The 16677-nt window shown below is 63.9% G+C and carries 19 protein-coding genes; 7 read left to right on the forward strand and 12 right to left on the reverse strand.

Annotation, left to right across the window (positions count from 1 at the left end; genetic code table 11):
• Positions 1–52 precede the first annotated feature (52 nt).
• Positions 53–1273, forward strand: coding sequence for a serine hydrolase domain-containing protein (locus I2G20_RS08550; RefSeq protein ID WP_196259264.1), 1221 nt, complete (start codon positions 53–55; stop codon positions 1271–1273).
• 10 nt (positions 1274–1283) lie between these two features.
• Here I2G20_RS08550 and I2G20_RS08555 read toward each other — a convergent pair whose 3' ends face one another.
• Positions 1284–2009: a phosphotransferase family protein gene (locus tag I2G20_RS08555; RefSeq protein ID WP_196259265.1), complete on the reverse strand. Its 726-nt coding sequence runs from the start codon at positions 2007–2009 to the stop codon at positions 1284–1286.
• A gap of 160 nt (positions 2010–2169) precedes the next feature.
• Between I2G20_RS08555 and I2G20_RS08560 the strand changes: the two genes are divergently transcribed.
• From I2G20_RS08560 to I2G20_RS08570, 3 genes are read left to right on the forward strand one after another with little or no spacing between them, the layout of a single operon-like run.
• Positions 2170–4332, forward strand: a complete 2163-nt coding sequence (locus I2G20_RS08560; RefSeq protein ID WP_196259266.1) for a transglycosylase domain-containing protein — start codon at positions 2170–2172, stop codon at positions 4330–4332.
• A gap of 32 nt (positions 4333–4364) precedes the next feature.
• Entirely contained in the window at positions 4365–4904 is a 540-nt protein-coding gene (locus tag I2G20_RS08565; protein ID WP_196259267.1) for a DUF1214 domain-containing protein, read from the forward strand.
• Entirely contained in the window at positions 4901–5446 is a 546-nt protein-coding gene (locus tag I2G20_RS08570) for a DUF1254 domain-containing protein (protein ID WP_196259268.1), read from the forward strand. Before I2G20_RS08565 ends, I2G20_RS08570 begins: the two co-directional genes overlap by 4 nt.
• Before the next feature lie 70 nt (positions 5447–5516).
• Here I2G20_RS08570 and I2G20_RS08575 read toward each other — a convergent pair whose 3' ends face one another.
• Positions 5517–6341: a hypothetical protein gene (locus I2G20_RS08575; RefSeq protein WP_196259269.1), complete on the reverse strand. Its 825-nt coding sequence runs from the start codon at positions 6339–6341 to the stop codon at positions 5517–5519.
• 353 nt (positions 6342–6694) lie between these two features.
• Between I2G20_RS08575 and I2G20_RS08580 the strand changes: the two genes are divergently transcribed.
• Entirely contained in the window at positions 6695–7846 is a 1152-nt protein-coding gene (locus tag I2G20_RS08580; protein ID WP_196259270.1) for a DUF2336 domain-containing protein, read from the forward strand.
• Here the strand turns inward: I2G20_RS08580 and I2G20_RS08585 are convergent.
• The 3 genes from I2G20_RS08585 to I2G20_RS08595 all read right to left on the reverse strand — a co-directional run bounded on the left by I2G20_RS08585 (position 7830) and on the right by I2G20_RS08595 (position 11134).
• Entirely contained in the window at positions 7830–8177 is a 348-nt protein-coding gene (locus tag I2G20_RS08585) for a DUF1491 family protein (protein WP_196259271.1), read from the reverse strand. The two genes, I2G20_RS08580 and I2G20_RS08585, sit on opposite strands and share 17 nt — an antisense overlap.
• Before the next feature lie 162 nt (positions 8178–8339).
• Positions 8340–9314 carry a peptidoglycan-binding domain-containing protein gene (locus I2G20_RS08590; RefSeq protein ID WP_196259272.1) on the reverse strand — a complete coding sequence of 325 codons (975 nt, stop codon included), beginning with the start codon at positions 9312–9314 and terminating at the stop codon, positions 8340–8342.
• Positions 9315–9325: 11 nt separating this feature from the next.
• The gene (locus I2G20_RS08595) at positions 9326–11134 is read right to left on the reverse strand and encodes a PAS domain-containing sensor histidine kinase (RefSeq protein ID WP_196259273.1); all 1809 of its coding nucleotides are present in this window, start codon (positions 11132–11134) and stop codon (positions 9326–9328) included.
• A 309-nt stretch (positions 11135–11443) separates the two neighbouring features.
• Between I2G20_RS08595 and I2G20_RS08600 the strand changes: the two genes are divergently transcribed.
• Both I2G20_RS08600 and I2G20_RS08605 read left to right on the forward strand, forming a co-directional pair.
• Positions 11444–11749 (forward strand): hypothetical protein, encoded by a 306-nt coding sequence (locus I2G20_RS08600; protein WP_196259274.1) that lies wholly within the window; start codon positions 11444–11446, stop codon positions 11747–11749.
• A gap of 123 nt (positions 11750–11872) precedes the next feature.
• Entirely contained in the window at positions 11873–12304 is a 432-nt protein-coding gene (locus I2G20_RS08605; protein WP_196259275.1) for a SufE family protein, read from the forward strand.
• Between the two features lie 46 nt (positions 12305–12350).
• Here I2G20_RS08605 and I2G20_RS08610 read toward each other — a convergent pair whose 3' ends face one another.
• The 7 genes from I2G20_RS08610 to I2G20_RS08640 all read right to left on the reverse strand — a co-directional run bounded on the left by I2G20_RS08610 (position 12351) and on the right by I2G20_RS08640 (position 16671).
• Complete coding sequence (locus I2G20_RS08610) at positions 12351–12803, reverse strand: DUF6456 domain-containing protein (protein ID WP_196259276.1); 453 nt, start codon at positions 12801–12803, stop codon at positions 12351–12353.
• Entirely contained in the window at positions 12790–13155 is a 366-nt protein-coding gene (locus I2G20_RS08615) for a helix-turn-helix domain-containing protein (RefSeq protein ID WP_196259277.1), read from the reverse strand. Before I2G20_RS08615 ends, I2G20_RS08610 begins: the two co-directional genes overlap by 14 nt.
• A gap of 219 nt (positions 13156–13374) precedes the next feature.
• Positions 13375–13797, reverse strand: a complete 423-nt coding sequence (locus I2G20_RS08620; protein WP_196259278.1) for a Ros/MucR family transcriptional regulator — start codon at positions 13795–13797, stop codon at positions 13375–13377.
• A 135-nt stretch (positions 13798–13932) separates the two neighbouring features.
• Positions 13933–14286 carry a monovalent cation/H(+) antiporter subunit G gene (mnhG, locus tag I2G20_RS08625; protein ID WP_196259355.1) on the reverse strand — a complete coding sequence of 118 codons (354 nt, stop codon included), beginning with the start codon at positions 14284–14286 and terminating at the stop codon, positions 13933–13935.
• The gene (locus I2G20_RS08630) at positions 14286–14612 is read right to left on the reverse strand and encodes a cation:proton antiporter (RefSeq protein ID WP_196259279.1); all 327 of its coding nucleotides are present in this window, start codon (positions 14610–14612) and stop codon (positions 14286–14288) included. The genes mnhG and I2G20_RS08630 overlap by 1 nt, the downstream gene beginning before the upstream one ends.
• Positions 14609–15091, reverse strand: coding sequence for a Na+/H+ antiporter subunit E (locus I2G20_RS08635; RefSeq protein WP_196259280.1), 483 nt, complete (start codon positions 15089–15091; stop codon positions 14609–14611). Before I2G20_RS08635 ends, I2G20_RS08630 begins: the two co-directional genes overlap by 4 nt.
• Positions 15088–16671, reverse strand: coding sequence for a Na+/H+ antiporter subunit D (locus I2G20_RS08640; RefSeq protein ID WP_196259281.1), 1584 nt, complete (start codon positions 16669–16671; stop codon positions 15088–15090). The genes I2G20_RS08635 and I2G20_RS08640 overlap by 4 nt, the downstream gene beginning before the upstream one ends.
• Positions 16672–16677 lie beyond the last annotated feature (6 nt).

Genomic DNA, 16677 nt, shown 5'->3' on the forward strand with positions numbered 1-16677 from the left:
TCTATTTTATAATGGAATTATATTATATTGCACAGCGACAGGAAGCAAGTCGATGATATCCGGAGATCCCATTGCAGCAGCCCTTGCAGCACCCGTCGCTGCCGGAGAACTCGCGGGTGTGGCGACGCTGGTGTGGCGCGATGGAACGGCCCGGGCTGTTTGCGCCGGCGTTCGCGATATCGAGACCGGATTACCCGTCGAACGCGACACACTGTTCCGCATCGCCTCGATGACCAAGCCGGTTACGTCCGTCGCCGCACTGATGCTCATGGAGGAAGGCCGCTTCGCGCTCGGCGACCCGATCACCCGCTTCGCGCCCGAGTTCTCCTCATTGCGCGTCCTGACCACCCCGGATGGCCCGCTGCAGGACACTGTGCCCGCCACCCGTCCCATCACGTTCGAGGACCTCCTCACCCACTGCGCCGGCTTCACCTATGCCGATTTCCACACCGGCCCCATCGCCGCCGCCTATGCGGAGGCGCTTGGCGGCGACATCGACACGCCGCTCAGTCCCGACGACTGGATTGCCGCCCTGGCGGAACTCCCGCTCATCGCCCAGCCCGGCGCCGCCTTCCACTACAGTCACGCGACCGATCTCCTCGGCCTGCTCATCGCGCGCATCGCGGACGCGCCCCTCGGAGATGTCCTGCGTTCCCGCATCTTCGATCCGCTCGGCATGATCGATACCGGTTTCGCAGTCCCGCCGGAAAACCACTTCCGCCGTGCTGCGCCACACGGCTTCGACGCTGCGGGCCGCCTAACCAAGCGCATAACGGTTCCCGGCAACCACGCTCTGCCCGAACGCCCCGCCGACATGGCCTTTGCCTCGGGCGGTCAGGGGCTGTGGTCGACCCTCGACGACTATCTCATCTTCGCCCGCCTGTTCGTCGGTGGCGGGGCCGTTAACGGCGTGCGCCTCCTCCAGCCGGAAACCCTGGCGCTGATGACGGCCAACCACCTCACCCCCGCACAGCGTGCCAACGCGCAAATGTTCGGCCTGCCGCTTTTCGGTACCGGCCATAGCTTCGGCCTCGGCGTCGCGGTGGTCACGGATCCTGCCACGGCGTCGGTCACCCTGTGCGGCGGCGGAGTGGGTTCGGTCGGCTGGCCGGGGGCCTATGGTGGTTGGTGGCAGGCCGATCCCAATGATGGCAGCGTCTCTATCTTTCTCACGCACAACATGGTCGAACTCGAGCAGCTTGCGAGCGGTATCGGGCTTGCCGTCTATGCGGCCATCGCCCAGTTCCAGGCGCTCGTCTCACCGCGCCGGTGATGGCCCCAAGTCAGACGGCCGCGGCCGCAAGTGCTAGCAATCGCGGCTCTTCGTCAGGCACGTTCTCGGCCAACCGGGCTGCGGCGACCAGAGGCAGCCAAGCGAGGATCTGCTCTTCGGGCCAACCACTCGTTTTCGCGTAAGCGGCGAGATATTTGTCCGCCAAGGCGGGCGCGTGGAACAATAGCAACAGATATGTGCGGCAGGCGTCCGCCTGCGCCGGCCCCGAGGTTGCGTCGAGCCAATCGACCACGAATGGCGTCGCCTCGCTGCCCATGATGTTGTTGGGATGGAAATCGCCGTGGCAGACCCTGTCGTCGTCGGGCAGGCTATCGAGCCGCGAGAGCAGTATTGCGGGGGCCCCTCCGCTCAGCTGTGACGCGCTTTCGATGTTGCGGCGCAATTTCCGCCGCAGGCCGGTGAGCGGTTTGCCCCTCACCTGATGGATTCGCCAGTGAAGTCCAGCCATCAGCCGCGGACGGCGGTCATCATCCAAAGGGATCGTCGCTTCGGGGGCGCGGCTCATCTTCAGACCCCAACGATCTCCGAACTGCCCCACGGCGAGCACGGCAGGGATTGGGAGGTTTGTCCCTTCGAGGACCGAAAGATTGGCGGCTTCGCGGAAGGCTTTTTCCTTCCCTTGCCCCGGGGGATAAAGCTTGATGACATCGGAGCCATGCGCAAAGATTTCCGCCAGGCGTCCGCTACCGATACTGCTCCCGATCTGTAAATCCATGAACGTTTGCCCTCCAAGCCAATATGGCCCTTACCTTCCCAACGCCCTCTTGCCACAACACGCGCTAACCCGTGCGCGCTCACGCCATATTTACCGTGACCTAACCCCTTCAATGGCAATACAATAGCTTCGTTCGTCACATCAGGGAAATGCCGCTCCATTGCAGGATCCGTTCTACAGGAAGCAGAAGCGATCCAAGGGCCGTGCCCGCTTGCTCGAAGCGGATGCGTGGCTCGATTCGTTCCTCTATGACGGGCTGCGTTCCTTCGGGCGGTCCTATACCAAGATCCAGGATTTCTTCGCCGTCTTCTCGGTGCGCGGGTTCAAGCGCATTTTCGTGGAGCTGGCATCGGACGCCATGAGCTTTGCCGCCATCGGCGCGGTCCTGATGACGGCGTTCGCGCTCTCGGCGATGGATGCCACGGCCACCGGGCACTACAACCGCGCCGAGGACTATTCGGTAACCTTCCTCGACCGGTACGGCAACGAGATCGGGCGGCGCGGCATCCGGTCCGACGATTCCGTCGCACTTTCCGCGATCCCCGATTATCTCATCAAGGCAACGCTCGCCACCGAGGACAGGCGGTTTTACGACCATCTGGGCATCGACGTGCTGGGCACGATCCGCGCGCTGGTGTCGAACGCCGAAGGCGACAGCTCGTTGCAGGGCGGTTCCTCGATCACCCAGCAGCTGGCCAAGAATCTGTTCCTTTCCAACGAGCGCACCATCGAGCGCAAGATCAAGGAACTGTTCCTCGCCTTCTGGCTGGAGGCCAATTACTCCAAGGACGAGATCCTCAAGCTCTACCTCGACCGCGCGTATATGGGCGGCGGTGCGTTCGGGGTGGTCGCCGCTGCCGAATATTATTTCGGCAAGCCGGTGCAGGACATCACGCTCGCCGAAGCCGCCATGCTGGCGGGTCTCTACAAGGCGCCTACCCGGTTCGCCCCGCACGTCGATATCGCCGCGGCGCGCGGGCGGGCCAATGTGGTGCTCTCCAACATGGTCAATGCGGGCTATCTGACGGAAGGCCAGGTCACGGCGGCGCGCCGCCGCCCGGCCGAACCGGTCGACCGCTCGAACGAGATCGCGGCTCCCAATTATTTCCTTGATTGGGCCTTCCTTGAGACCAAGCGCATCGTGGGCGACAGCGACGAGGTGGGTTTCGTGGTCCGCACGACGCTCGACCCCGAACTTCAGCGCGCGGCCGAAGATGCGATCATTTCGGTGATCCGCGAGGAAGGCCCCGCCTTCCGCGTCACCCAGGGCGCGATGGTTGCAATGGAACACAACGGCGCGGTGCGCGCCATGGTCGGCGGGGTCGATTACGGCCAGAGCCAGTTCAACCGCGCGACGGCGCCGAACCGGCAGCCGGGATCGGCATTCAAACCGTTTGTCTATGCCACCGCATTCGAGATGCTCGACATCACGCCGCGCTCCTCGATTTCGGACGCGCCGGTGTGCATCGGCAACTGGTGCCCGCAGAATTACGGCCGGTCGTATCGCGGTTCGACGACCATCAAGGCGGCCTTCGCTGCATCGATCAACACGGTGCCCGTCCGCTTGTCGGTGCAGACGGGACGCGATCCCATCGCCGAATTGGCGCACCGCCTCGGCATCCGCAACGATTTCCCGGTCACGCGCTCGCTGGCGCTCGGCGTCGCCTCGGTCAGTGCGCTGGACATGGCATCGGCCTATGCGGTGTTTGCCAATGGGGGCTACCAGGCGACCGGGTTCGGGATCACGCGCATCACGACGCTCAGGGGCGAGGTGATCTATGAAGCGCGCCCGGACCAGAACCGGGTCCGTCTGCTGAGCGAGGATGTCGTCCTGTCGATGAACGACATCATGCATGCCGTCAACTACGGCGGCACGGGCGGCCGGGCGCAGCTCGAGGGAGTTCCCAGCGGGGGCAAGACCGGTACGACCAGTTCCTATCGCGACGCATGGTATATCGGCTTTACGGGCAATTATGTCGCCTCCGTCTGGTACGGGAACGACAACTACTCCACCATGAACAACCTCACCGGCGGCCGCCTGCCGGCACAGAGCTGGAAGAAGTTCATGGATTTCGCCCACTCGAACATCGAGGTCAAACCCCTGTTCGGCGTGGACATGGCGCCGCGGCCCTTCGTCATCGCCGAGGGCGCGCAGGCCGAGGACGGAGAGGAAGCGGACGAGCGCCCGCCCACGCTTTCGGCGGCCGCGGCCCTCAAGCTCCTTGATCTGTCCGAGAAAATGCGGCAGGCACAGGCGGAGGGCGCGCCGGGCGGCATCGATCAGGCCAGCGTGCAGGGCGCGTCAACGAGCGAGAGTCTTTAGGGTTGGTCTTACGCCTGCTATTGAGCCTTTCGGTGGCCGTGGCCCTGGGCTTCGGGCTTTCCTGGTATGCGCTTACCGATGGCCGGCTGATCGCGGCGGTGCGCGCCGGCCCCTGGGCTGCCTGGCCCGATATCGGGCTGGAAACCCCTAACCCCTATTCGCGCGCTTATCTCGCCCGCAACGGCCTCATGCAGCTGGGCTATGCCGAGGGTATCCAGTTCGTGGCCATCGCCGACAGCGCGGGCGCGCCGCTCGCGCGCAACTGCACCTATCGCCTCGAGGGCAGCGTGCCCGGCGCGAGCTTCTGGACGCTGGTGGCGACCGATCCCGAGGGGGTCAATATCGCCGCGTCGCCGGACGGCCCGGCCCTTCATTCCGAACGCATGGCCCGCAGGCCGGACGGTTCGGTTCTTATCACGGTCGGGCCCGATCTTGCGCCGGGCAACTGGCTGGAGATCGAGGGCGAAGGGCCGTTCCAGATCGCGCTTACGCTCTATGACGCGGCGATTTTCGGCGGCGGCTCGTCGACGGTGGGCGAGATGCCCGCGATAACCCAGGATCACTGCCGATGAAGAGGCTGCTGCTCTGGCTTCTGGCGGGGGTCATGCTTGGGCTGGCGATCCACCTGATCGTCATCCTGACCCTGCCCGGCGCAGCGACGCGCGACCTCTGGAGCCGGCTTGCCCTCTTGGACGCGGTCGAGACGTTCAAGGTTCTAGACGACATTCCTCCCGGCGCACCCAATCCGCTCGCGCTCGACCCCGAACTGGTCTACGGCATCTGCCAGCTCGACCTGCAAGACGGCCCGGGCATTGTCAACGGCGCGCTCCCCCTCGCCTACTGGTCCGTCGCGGTCTTCAACCGGCAGGGCCACGTCATCTATGCGACCACGAACCGGTCGGGCTCGGGCGAAACCATCGACATGGGCATCTTCAACCCGGTACAGACCCGCTTGCTCGCCGAGCAGCGTTTCGAGATCGCGGACGGTTTGCTTCTGGTCGAGTCACCGGGCAACGATGTCATCGTCGTGCTGCGCCTCGCCCCGCCCCACAGGGCCATGCGCGAACGCTATGCCGATGCGCTGGGCGCGCTCGAATGCGCAACGATCAGGTAGAGCAGTCCGAGTTTTTGGAAGGCCCACCGCGCCCTTCGCTACCCTGGCGAAAGCTCAAATGTGAGGGACGCTACTTCCGCACCACGGGCTCGGGCACATAGACCTGCGTTTGGAGCCGCGACGGCAGCGGAGCGTCCTTGGCGATGAAACCTGCGCCCGCGCCGCCGCAGAAATCGCGGGCCCGCGCCCGGCGCACATAGACTTCCATTTCCTCGAGCCGCAGATCGACGATCCGGGCTTCCTCGTGCGGGGTTTCGACCAGCAGACGGTCGAGCGCGGTCGAATAGGAATCGTAGCGGTAACCGAGCGCGCGGACGAACCAGTCGATGCGCCGTTCGTTTTCCCATTTGCGGGCCGCGACCTGCTGGGAGCTGTCCGGGGCGCCGAGGCGCACATTGCCCACGGCGATGGCGCGCTGACGGTCGACCTCGATTACCCTGCAGATGGCAACGAAGGTCGCCGGGATGGTTGCGAGGTCGTGCCCGATATCGCTGGCAACGGTCTGGTAGCGGACGCGCGAGGAGGCGTAACGCTCGGAGCGCAGGTGCTCGTAATACCGGTCGGGCGAGAAGGCGAGGTCGGTCTCGCGCGTCAATCGCGTGCGCTGGAGTTCAACGGCGGTGTCGTAGAACCAGTCCTTTGCATGCGGCGCAACGAGGAAGCGCCACACCCGGTCGTGCATTTCGCGTTCCTGATCTGTGAGGTTGAAATCGGAGACCGGTTCGCCGTCGGCGGCGGCGCGGAAGCGCCCGACGGCGGGCATGACTTCATCGTGCAGGACGCTGGGCGCAGCGCGGCCGAGATCGCCCACCGGGCGGGCACACCCGGCAAGCGCCGACAGAATAGCAATTGCGCACATCGCGGCGGCAGCGCCGCGAATCAGCTCGAGTCTCACCGTTCGATCTGTTCCTTGCCCTGTGCGGAGCCGCGGCGCGACGACCGCTGTTTCCCAACAGCAGTTCCGCGCTCGTAACGAACGCCCGTAAACAGAAGAACCTTTGCGTCCTGGCGCCCGGCCCCTGACAGAACCGGCTCGACGCGCGGGGTTCTCGCGTTGAATCTCAACAGCACACCCATGTTGGCCTCACGACTTGCATCGTCCCGGAACCACATTGCCCTCGCCGGCACCATGCCGGTCGGTTCCGAGCCGATGGGGCCATTAAGAATTCATCAAGGTTAATGATCCGCTAACGATTTTAAACGAATAATTTGTTCAACAGCTTCGGGGACCGCGAGAACGAATCGCAAATGATCGGCTTTCAGCCTTACGAGACATTCCAGCTTCTGATCGAAACCGGCGGCATCGAACGGGCCAACACCCTGCTGGTCGCCGCTTGCGACGCCTACGCACGGCGCCCCAAGCCACTGCGGGCCGAGGCCGATCAGTTCGAAGCCCTCGTGACCCGTCTTTTCCCGACTGCTGCCCCGACAGCACGGGCAAAGGCCGCCGCCATTCTCGCGAGCGCGCCCCAATTGACGCCTTCGCTCGAAATCCTCGTTTACGAGAATCTGGGCACAGGCTTGATCAGTCACATCGTTTCGGCGCCGCAGCTGTCCGAGGACGTCATCATGCGCCTCATCGACAAGGGCGAACTCGATGTCATCGCGGCGATTGCCCAGCGCAGCGACCTTTCAAATGCCGTTCTTGCACGGCTCTTTCCAATCAACAGCCGCAAGGTCTACCGCGCCCTCGCGGCCAATGAGGGCATCGCGCCGCGCGGCGCGTATCTTTCGGCCCTCATCCGCTCGGCGCAGATGGATCACCAGGTTGCTGGGACACTCTCCCAGCGCACCGATTTCGACGCGGCACTCCTGACCTCGGTGTTCTTCGACCTGCCCGAGCGCGGGCGGCTCAACGTGCTGCAGTCCTATGCACATCGCAATCTGCCGCAGGCACCGATGATGCGGACGTTCGAGCATATTTCGGTGGCGACGAGCGAATTCACGGCTGCGCTCATGAAGCTCTTTTCGGAAAATCGCCGCCCGGCCATCACGCGGCTTTTGACCCAGATCACCGGCCTCGATGAAGTCCGCTGCGGGGAGATCGCTCACGATACGAGCGGGGCGGCGCTGTTCGTCGTGCTGCGCGCCTTCGGATGTACGGCCTATGACGGGCTCAAGGTGCTGATCCACGCCACCAGCCACGACGAGGACCGTTCGCGGACACTCGCCGCCTTCGCGCGGCTGTTCGAGACAGTCGGCACCTCGGCGATGGTCTATGTGATGAGCGCCTGGCGCGGGGACGTCAACCCGATGGAACTTGCCAAGCCCGAATACGCGCCCTTCATCCAGCCCTCGCGCCGCACCGCCGAACGCCAGCCCGCTCAGCGCAGCGGTTCGGTCGGCGATCAGGCCATTGAGGCGCTCGACAAGCTGCAGTCGGTCAGGCGGACGGGCTGACGAGATCCAGCCCGTAATCGTCGCCTCGCATTTCCACGGAAAGAACCCACAGGTCGTCGTCGAATTCGACCTCCCGGGCGATACGCTCGCGCACGGTCAGGGGGTCGGTGCGGTCGAAACGGCACTGGAACAGCCTCGCGCCGTGATCCTCCCCGGCCAAGGCGGAAGGCGCGGGCGTGAATAACGAAACGGTGCCGTTGAGGTGGTCGACCTCGACCCATATCTGCCCGGCCGAGGGATCGCCACGCCGGGACACCACGCAAAAGCGCCCCAGATCGTTATGACGCCGCACAAAGGCGGAGCACCAGATATCGCTGCGCAACCGCGACATGGAATTCCTTCACGTTCTGCCATCCCCGCCCCCGCTGGCACCGCAGGGCCACCCTCCCCCTCCAAGGCGAGAGGATGGGCTTTCGCAAAGCGAAAGATCGGATGAGGCGTGCCGCGATGCCTGCAACAAAGCCGAATGCCGGGTTAACCCGGCATACCCTGCTTATATATAGGCACCCGCCGCGACAAGCATGTCGCGGACGGCGGGGCTGACTTCGCCCGTGGCGGGGAAATTGTTGAAGACCTGGAACTTGCGGATGGCGAGCGCCGTGGTTTCGCCGGCGATGCCGTCTACCGGCGCCTGCAGAAAGCCAAGGCGCGACAGACCGCGCTGGATCTCGCTGACCAGTTCACGGTCGAGTGCCGGTGGCACGCTCGCCGGGGCCGAGGCAGCGGACGCGGGATCGAAGACAACCGCTTGCGCGACCACTTCCCGCTCGGGCTGGACGGCGGCGGCCGTCGGCGCGACCGCCCCGGCATCAAGCCCGGCGATCAGGGTATCAAGTTCCGCCTGCTCGGCCTGAGAAGCGACTGGCGCGGCCGCGGGGGTTGCGGCAGCCGGCTGAGGTGCCTGGGACGTATTCGCGGTCGCATTGCGCACCGCCTGCATGACCTGGGGAGAAGCAGCGCCAGTGCGCGGCAGACCGTGACGCTGTTCAAAGGAACGGATCGCGTCGGCCGTCTTGGGGCCGTAATATCCGTCCACGGTACCGTCGAACAGCCCCATAGCCTTGAGCTTTTCCTGCAACTCGGCGATGTCGGCATTGCCGATGCCGGTCGGCGCGGGCGTCTCGGATTGGGCCGCGACTGAGACAGGGGCCGGCGTCGACGCTGGCGAGGCGGCCGGGACTGCAGTCGTTGCGGCGGTCTCCTCGGCGGGTGTCGCGATCACCGGCCGGACCGGCGGGGGCACCGGCACGGCGGCGGGTGCTGGCGTGCCTGCGGAAAACATGGGTGCGGGATGGCGCATTTCCTGGAGGAACATCGCATTGGTCCCCGCCATGAGCGTCAGGCCCGCCGCGAGCATGAACGCGGTCGAGCCCATGGGTGAGCGGACCATCCTGTCGAAACACCAGTGACCGCCACGAACGGCGAGGCCGGCAAGGCCGGCGCCGATGGCGAGCGGGATGTTTGTCATAGAGTTCGCCGTCATCTTGCTGCGCTTCTTTTTTCGTCTTGGAGCCATTTCGTTTCGTCGTCTGGGGTGGGACGGGGTGTATGGAGCGGTTCGATCGTCCCCCCGTGTGTGCTTTCCGGCCCGTCGAGCGGGAGCAGCACGCTGACCGTGGTGCCCATGCCGGGGGCCGATGCAATATCGAGCCTGCCCCGGTGCAGACCGACCAGCCCCTTGACGATGGATAGGCCGAGCCCGGTGCCTTCATAGCGGCGGGTCAAACCATCCTGCGCCTGCAGGAAGGGTTCGCCGACGCGGCTCACGGTCTCGGGCTTCATGCCGATTCCGCTATCGCTGACCGAAATCAGCAGCATCTTGCCCTGCCGTTTCATCGCCAGCCGGACGACGCCGCCGTCATGACTGAACTTGACCGCGTTCGAGAGCAGGTTGATGAGGATCTGGCGGCAGGCACGCTCGTCGGCGACCAGCGTGGGGAGCGCGGCGGGAATTTCGACCTTTAGGGCGATGCCGCGGTCGCGGGCGGCCTTGTCCACGATCTGCGTGCAGGGTTCGATGAGGCTGGCCGGCATGAAGGGCTCGGCCTGCACCTCGAACTTGCCTGCCTCGATCTTGGACATGTCGAGCAGCATGTTGACCACATCGAGCAGGTGATGGCCGCTCTGGCTGATGAGCGCGGCGTATTCCTTGTGCTGGGGCGATGGCTCGCCGCCGATCCCGGCGTGCATCATGTCGGAGAAACCAACAATGGCATTGAGCGGTGTCCGCAATTCGTGACCGACCGTTGCGAGGAACCGCGACTTGGCCAGCGAAGCCTCCTCGGCATCCACGCGCGCCTTTTCCAGCTTCCCCTCGGCCTGCTTGCGGTCCGAAATGTCGCGGATGATCCCGAGGATTTCCCGGACTTCGGCCTCTGCGTCGTCGATCACCGGCGAAAGGCTGAGCTCCACCCAGATGAACCTTGCGGCCTTGCCCCCCTCGCCATCCCGGCGCATCCGCACTTCGACGCTGGTGTGCAGGCCGCGCTTGCTGGCGTCGGAAAGGGCCGCGAGGTAGGCGGGGCGGTCCATGACATGGACACGCTCGAAAAAGCCGTTGCCGTCGAGCTCGTAGCGCTGGCAGTTGAAAAGGTCCGCCGCCGAACGCGAGAGAAAGAAGATGCTGCCGTTTGCGCCATAGCGGACCACGGCATCCTTGACGCTTTCAACGAGAAGCGAGAACGTGCTCAGATTGCTCCGCCCCCTGACGAGCGCAGCGGTGTTGAGCCGGTTGGCGGTGACGGCGACCACCAGGGCAGCCGCCAAGTAGACAGTGACAACCAGGAACAGCCAATCGGGCCCGTTCTGGGTGAACGGATTCGGAATGTGGCCGGCGTACCCGCCCACGCTCATGGCGATGGCGATTACGGGTGCAAGCCAGGCGAGATGCTTGCGGCGGCTTTGCGACATCAGCAGCGCCATCAACGTGGCCATCAACGTAATGGCGAGGCCGAAATCGAAGATGTCGGGATCGGCAAGCGAGAGGGCGCTGCCAACGAGCGTGATCAGCACGACCTGGCAGGTCAGTTCCCATTCGAATGCCCGCCGCATGTGGAAAACCAGCGCAAGTGCGGCCAGCGCCAGTCCTGCCGTCACCAGAACGGCTGGCGCGCTCAGCCCCTGGGTGAGCATGTAGAAGGCCACTGGATAAGCGATCGCGACGGCGCCGAGCATCAACAGGGAGTTGAACAGCAATGCTTGCTTGAGCAGCACGTCGGGACGCGCACTGGCCCATTTCGGGCCGGTGAACAGCTTGCCGAGCGCTGAAAGAAAGAAACGGTTACGCATTGCCTGACTCAACTGAGCCGGGCAAACAACGCGCCCGGCGCCGGTCCCACCGGCATCTCGGGCCACAGTTTCATTCAAGCCCTAATGCACCCTTAAATAGAGTCGGACAGCGCGCGAAGGCTGCCGCAGGGAAGGCGTGTTTCTCCGGGTAGCGTAAATAGAGTCTTGCTTAGCATCCGGTGCAGCCGGAGTGCGGCAATTGCATAAAATTTTATCTTAATTTGAGGCAAGTCGCAGAGATCGGCTTTACGGGATCGGGGTAACGTTCGGACAAGCGGCGGGATTGCCGCGAGACACAGGTATAAGTCGATGTTCCTCCTGCGCTCTGCCTTCTGGCTCACTGTCGGTTTCATGCTCGTTGCTCCCACCGTGGGCGCTGACATAGGAACGGTCGCGTCCCAGAAAGCAGGCGAGATCGCGCAGGAAGGCTCCCAGGCGATTTCGCAAGGCGTCAGAAGCATCGAATGCGAATCGCTTGAATGCATTATCGGACGCACCATGGTGCTTGGTGCGCTCGAAACCAACGCTGCCCCGTCCAGTCTCAGTCCCATGCAAGACGCGCCGTCAGCAGGTCCGGCCCCCGTGCCCCCGCCTCGGCCGGATTGGGCAAGCTAGGGAACCGCCGCCCCACCCATCCAACACAAAGGTGGTTTCCCGTTTGGGCCGCAAACGCTCTGCCCGCGTTTGCGGCCCTTTTTGATATGGCATTCCGCGCGGCGACGCTCTACATAACGGGACATGACGACGACCGCCGCCTTTGAAGAAATCGCCGAAAACCTCTCGTTTCTCGACGATTGGGAAGACCGGTACCGCTATATCATCGAGCTGGGCCAGGCCCTGCCCCCGCTCGCCGACGAGGAGCGGAACGAAGCCAACCGCGTGCGCGGATGCGCATCGCAGGTGTGGCTGGTCACCGAGCGCGCGCAGAAGGACGGCGCGGCGGTGCTGACCTATCGCGGCGAGTCCGACGCCATGATCGTCAGGGGCCTCGTCTCGATCCTGCTGGCGCTCTATTCAGGCCGCACGCCCGCAGACATCGCTGCCACCGACGCCCTGCCCATCCTCGACGACCTCGGGCTGCGCGAGCATCTCTCGACCCAACGCGCGAACGGGCTGGCCGCTATGGTCGGGCGCATCCGCAGCGACGCAAAGTCGCTGGCGGATAACTGAACGGATTATACGTCTTTCGTTCAATTCGTTCAGTTAAAATTTGTCCTTACCCAAACTCCATGGGCTTGGCGCCTTCCGCCATCCAGCCGGCAGTTCCAGCCGCGCGGGGTCCTCTGGCGACTGGAGAGAGCCCAAAATGGGCGGCGAGATGATCGAGCCCGATACGCAGGACGAGCTTGGCGCTGCGGCGGGGCCAGCCGCGCTCGGCTTCGATGGCCTGTAAGCCTTTTTCATAGCAGCAGACGTCCATCACGACCGACGCACAATCGGCGGGGAGAAGCCGGTGGATTTGGGCGAGAGCGGCGCGGGCGTCTGCGGCCATATCCGTGATCTGGCCGTGCACGCCCGTGTTCCGGCCCGCCGCCGGCTGGGGCGTATATCGTATCGTCGTGCGTTGCATGAGGTGCGCGCGCTCGAACAGCCGGGCCACCCGGCGCGCCGCTTCGAGGTGGTGCGGCTCGAGAAAGCCGAGCCGCATGGCCGGTTCAGAGCCCGGCATCCACCCGCCCTCCACAGCCTCGGTTCCGCGCAGCGTCGAGCCCCGCATTGATCCGGTCTTCGAGCCCTTGAATCTCGGTGTCGAAGGCCGGGTCTTCCCGGGCATCCTCGATCCGCGCGCAGGCATGGGAAACCGTGGTCCGGTCGCGGCCGAAATAGTGGCCGACCTCGGTGAGGTTGAGCCCGAGCAGGACGTGGCACAGATACATGGCGATCTGGCGGGATGCCGCCACCGCCGCCCGCGACCGGGTGGGCTGCAAGAGTTCGTTTCTGGCGACCCCCTTATGGGCCGCAACAATCTGTACCACCGAAGCGCAGGGCCGTTCCGCCGCTTCCACCTTTCGCCGTTCCATAGGACCACCTTCTCATATGTAGGATATAATTCCTATATAGAAAGTGGAGTGGGCGGGGATAAGTCGGTAGCCTCGGGATCAATGATGACGCATGCAGCGGGCGGCTTGGGCTCGCACCCGGCGGAAGGCGGATGCTCGGCAATGCCCTTCTGGCATCGTCAAACGCAAAAAGGCCACCCGGAGGTGGCCTTTTGTAAGAACGGTGGCGCGCCGGGGGCGTCAACCGGCCTTGCGGCCCAGACCGTTGTCCTTGGCGAGCTTGGACCGGGTCGCCGAATAGGAAGGGGCGACCATCGGGTAGTCAGCAGGCAGACCCCACTTTTCGCGGTATTCTTCCGGCGAAAGATTATAGTGCGTCCGCAAGTGCCGCTTGAGCGACTTGAACTTCTTTCCGTCTTCGAGGCAAACGATGTAGTCGCTGGTTACCGACTTCCGGACCGGCACCGCAGGCTTCTTTTCTTCTGCCGGTTCGCCGGCTTCTTGCTTGTTCAAGCCTTTCAGAGCAGCATAAACTTCCGTAATCAGCTTGGGAAGATCGCCAGGAGCAACGGGATTGTTGCTGACATAGGCGGAAACGATTTCCGAGCTCAACTCTACAAATTCGAACTCAACCGTCGTATCCGCGGTCGCGGGCGTCGTCATTACATATCCTTTCTGGCCGGGGGTGCCATTATTTCCTTGGGAGCGAGGAAACCTCGTCGCATCCATGGGACGGATTATTATTATTTCCTATCCAACGCAAGCATGCCAGCACTTCTTGGCAGAAATTTGGGTGAACTATTGTTTACTTGGACTTGCACTATGCGTTTCAAGTTCATTGAGGTGCGTCTTGGGGTGGGGCTTATATCCTGCCATGAACGCGGCGCGGGCCAGCAGATGTGCTGATATCGGCGCCGTGAGCATGAAGAACACGATCCCCACGAGAGCGCGGAGGATAACCGCGAAATCGAACGAAACGAGGGCAATGGCAACGAGCACGGCCCCCGACCCCACGGTGCCGGCCTTGGACGCCGCGTGCGTGCGCGTATATAGATCGGGCAAGCGCAGAAGGCCGATAACGGCAAGCAGGCTGAACATCGCGCCGATAATCACCAGCAGGCCGGCGAGATAGTTGAGGGCTTCGACAACGATCATCGGCGGGCCTCCGGCCTGGATTCTTCCTCGGACGAGGCCTGGCTGATCTGCCAGCGTTGCAGGATGAAGCGCGCAAAGGCGACGGTCGACAGGAAGCCGACGAGCCCGAGCGCAATGGCGATATCGAGATAGAGCATGAAGCCCGTCCTCAGCGCGATGACCGCGATATAACCGATGACGACGGCGATGAGCATGTCGAGCGCGAGAACCCTGTCGGGCAGCGAAGGGCCGACCGTGATCCGGTAGATGGTCAGGAGAAACGCAAGCGTCAGTAATCCCAGCGAGATCGTCGTTGCGAAATGGAGAAATTCTGCGCCGCTCATCTCTCGAAGACCTCGATGATTTTCGCCTCGAACCCATCCCGGATCGACCGGATGGTCGCCCCCTTGTCGGTGAGATCGATGGCGTGGACGAACAGGACCGAACGGTCCTCGGACACGTCCACCGACAGCGTCCCCGGCGTGAGCGTGATGAGATTGGCGAGCAAGGTGATCTCCTGGTCGGACTTTACCGTCAGCGGATAGGCGAAGATGGCCGGGCGCACCTTGGCGTGCATGTTGGGGGAAGCGACGAGCACCGCCACCCGCCAAGCCGAGAGGACGAGCTCGTAAAAGAACAGCAGCGCGAGCCGGACCGCCCGGCCGAGGCGCCGCAAGATGTAGGGGCGATCCACCCGGTCGCGGATAAACAGGGCCGCAGCCGCGCCAACGACGGCGCCGAGCAGCAGGTTCATGAGGGTGAACGTGCCCGTGATCGACGCCCAAATGAGCGCAAGCACAACGACGAGAAGCACGAACGTCATGGGCGGTTCACCTCCGCGAATACGGCATCAATATAGCGCGTGGGGTCCAGCATGTCGAAACCGGCCATGCCGCTGGCGGTAAACAGCCAGTTGGGGAAGAGGCCCAGCACGACGATGAGGGCGACAAGGACGACGGTCGAGCCGAGCGCATAGCGTTTTTCGGCACCGGTCAGTGCGCGCAACATGGTGTTGGGTTGTTCGGACCGCTCTCCCTCCGGACCATTCCGCCAGAACACGTGGGCCCATATGCGGCTGGCGGCCATCAGGGTGAGGAGCGAATTGAGCAGCAAACCCGCCACAAGGAACCATTGTCCTGCCCTCACCCCGCCCTCGACCAGCAACAGCTTGGGCCAGAAGCCCAGGAACGGCGGCAGCCCGGCCACCGCGAAAACAAGCACGACAAAGACGATGGAAAGCGGAGCGTTGGCCGCATAGATCCCGCCCATCAGCCGGATATCCTGGGTACCGCTCATTTTCTCGACGACGCCCGCCGCGAGATAGAATGCGGTAAGGGTCAGGATGGAATGGGTGGCGTAGAGCACCGCGCCACCGATGCCGTGCTGCGTTCCGAGAGCCAGGCCGGCGAACAAGGCACCGATGCCTCCGATGACGAGAAAGCCGATGGCGCGGCGAATATTGGTCTGCGCCAGCGCGCCGAGCGGCCCCAACAACATGGTGGCCAGCGCCACGGCGGCGATGACGGGCTCGAGCATGAGCCGGCCTTCGGGAAGCACAACCATCAGCACGCGGATCGCCGCGTAGGCGCCCACCTTGGTCAACAGGCCGCCGAACAGGGCCGACACGGAAATGGCGGGCGTATGATAGGAGGCCGGCAACCAGGCGTTGGCAGGAAACGCCGCCGCCTTCATGCCGAAGGCAAAGAGGAACAGCGCCGCCACCGTCAGCATGGCCCCGAGCGGGAGATCGTCCGCCTTGCTCGCGAGATCGGCGAAGTTGAGGGTGCCCGTCAGCCCGTAAAGATAGGCGATGGCCATCAGAAAGAAGCTGGTGGCGAGGAAATTGAGAAAGCCGTATTTCACCGCGCCGTCGAGCTGGACCTTCCGTCCGCCCAGAACGATCAATCCGAAGGACGAGATGAGCATGACCTCGAACCAGACGTAGAGGTTGAAGACGTCCCCTGTCAGGAACGACCCGCACACGCCGCCGAGCAAAAGCAGCAGCAGGGGATAAAAGCCGAAGCGATGCTCGCGACTGTCGATCTCGCTCTGGGCGTAAAAGACAACAACGAGCGCGGAGACGGAGGCGGCGAGGCTGAACAGCGCGCCCGTCATGTCGGCGGCAAAGCTGATCCCGAACGGGGGGAGCCACCTGCCCATGGTCATGGCGAGGGGTCCGGCTTCGAACACCCGCATCACGAGATAGATGTTAGAGACGACGATTGCCGCGACAAAAGCGGCGGCGAAGGCGACCTGCATGTCGCGCCGCCCACGCAGCATGACCAGAAGGCCCGCGCCGACCAGCGCCAGTGCAACCGGCCAGACGACGACCCAATCGGCCGCCGGGGTGGCCGATTCAATCATCGCAGGGGGCAGATCGAGGGATTCGTACGGGCTCGCCATCTCTTG

The sequence above is a fragment of the Pelagibacterium limicola genome, assembly GCF_015694405.1.
In the GTDB taxonomy this organism is placed as follows: Bacteria; Pseudomonadota; Alphaproteobacteria; order Rhizobiales; family Devosiaceae; genus Pelagibacterium; species Pelagibacterium limicola.

Coding starts and splice junctions, on each gene's coding strand:
- I2G20_RS08595 (WP_196259273.1), bottom strand. CDS start 11,134: ATGCGTAACCGTTTCTTTCTTTCAGCGCTCGGCAAGCTGTTCACCGGC.
- I2G20_RS08590 (WP_196259272.1), bottom strand. CDS start 9,314: ATGACAAACATCCCGCTCGCCATCGGCGCCGGCCTTGCCGGCCTCGCC.
- I2G20_RS08570 (WP_196259268.1), top strand. CDS start 4,901: ATGAAGAGGCTGCTGCTCTGGCTTCTGGCGGGGGTCATGCTTGGGCTG.
- I2G20_RS08635 (WP_196259280.1), bottom strand. CDS start 15,091: ATGACGTTCGTGCTTCTCGTCGTTGTGCTTGCGCTCATTTGGGCGTCG.
- I2G20_RS08640 (WP_196259281.1), bottom strand. CDS start 16,671: ATGGCGAGCCCGTACGAATCCCTCGATCTGCCCCCTGCGATGATTGAA.
- I2G20_RS08605 (WP_196259275.1), top strand. CDS start 11,873: ATGACGACGACCGCCGCCTTTGAAGAAATCGCCGAAAACCTCTCGTTT.
- I2G20_RS08610 (WP_196259276.1), bottom strand. CDS start 12,803: ATGCCGGGCTCTGAACCGGCCATGCGGCTCGGCTTTCTCGAGCCGCAC.
- I2G20_RS08580 (WP_196259270.1), top strand. CDS start 6,695: ATGATCGGCTTTCAGCCTTACGAGACATTCCAGCTTCTGATCGAAACC.
- I2G20_RS08585 (WP_196259271.1), bottom strand. CDS start 8,177: ATGTCGCGGTTGCGCAGCGATATCTGGTGCTCCGCCTTTGTGCGGCGT.
- I2G20_RS08600 (WP_196259274.1), top strand. CDS start 11,444: ATGTTCCTCCTGCGCTCTGCCTTCTGGCTCACTGTCGGTTTCATGCTC.
- I2G20_RS08620 (WP_196259278.1), bottom strand. CDS start 13,797: ATGACGACGCCCGCGACCGCGGATACGACGGTTGAGTTCGAATTTGTA.
- I2G20_RS08555 (WP_196259265.1), bottom strand. CDS start 2,009: ATGGATTTACAGATCGGGAGCAGTATCGGTAGCGGACGCCTGGCGGAA.
- I2G20_RS08615 (WP_196259277.1), bottom strand. CDS start 13,155: ATGGAACGGCGAAAGGTGGAAGCGGCGGAACGGCCCTGCGCTTCGGTG.
- I2G20_RS08630 (WP_196259279.1), bottom strand. CDS start 14,612: ATGAGCGGCGCAGAATTTCTCCATTTCGCAACGACGATCTCGCTGGGA.
- I2G20_RS08550 (WP_196259264.1), top strand. CDS start 53: ATGATATCCGGAGATCCCATTGCAGCAGCCCTTGCAGCACCCGTCGCT.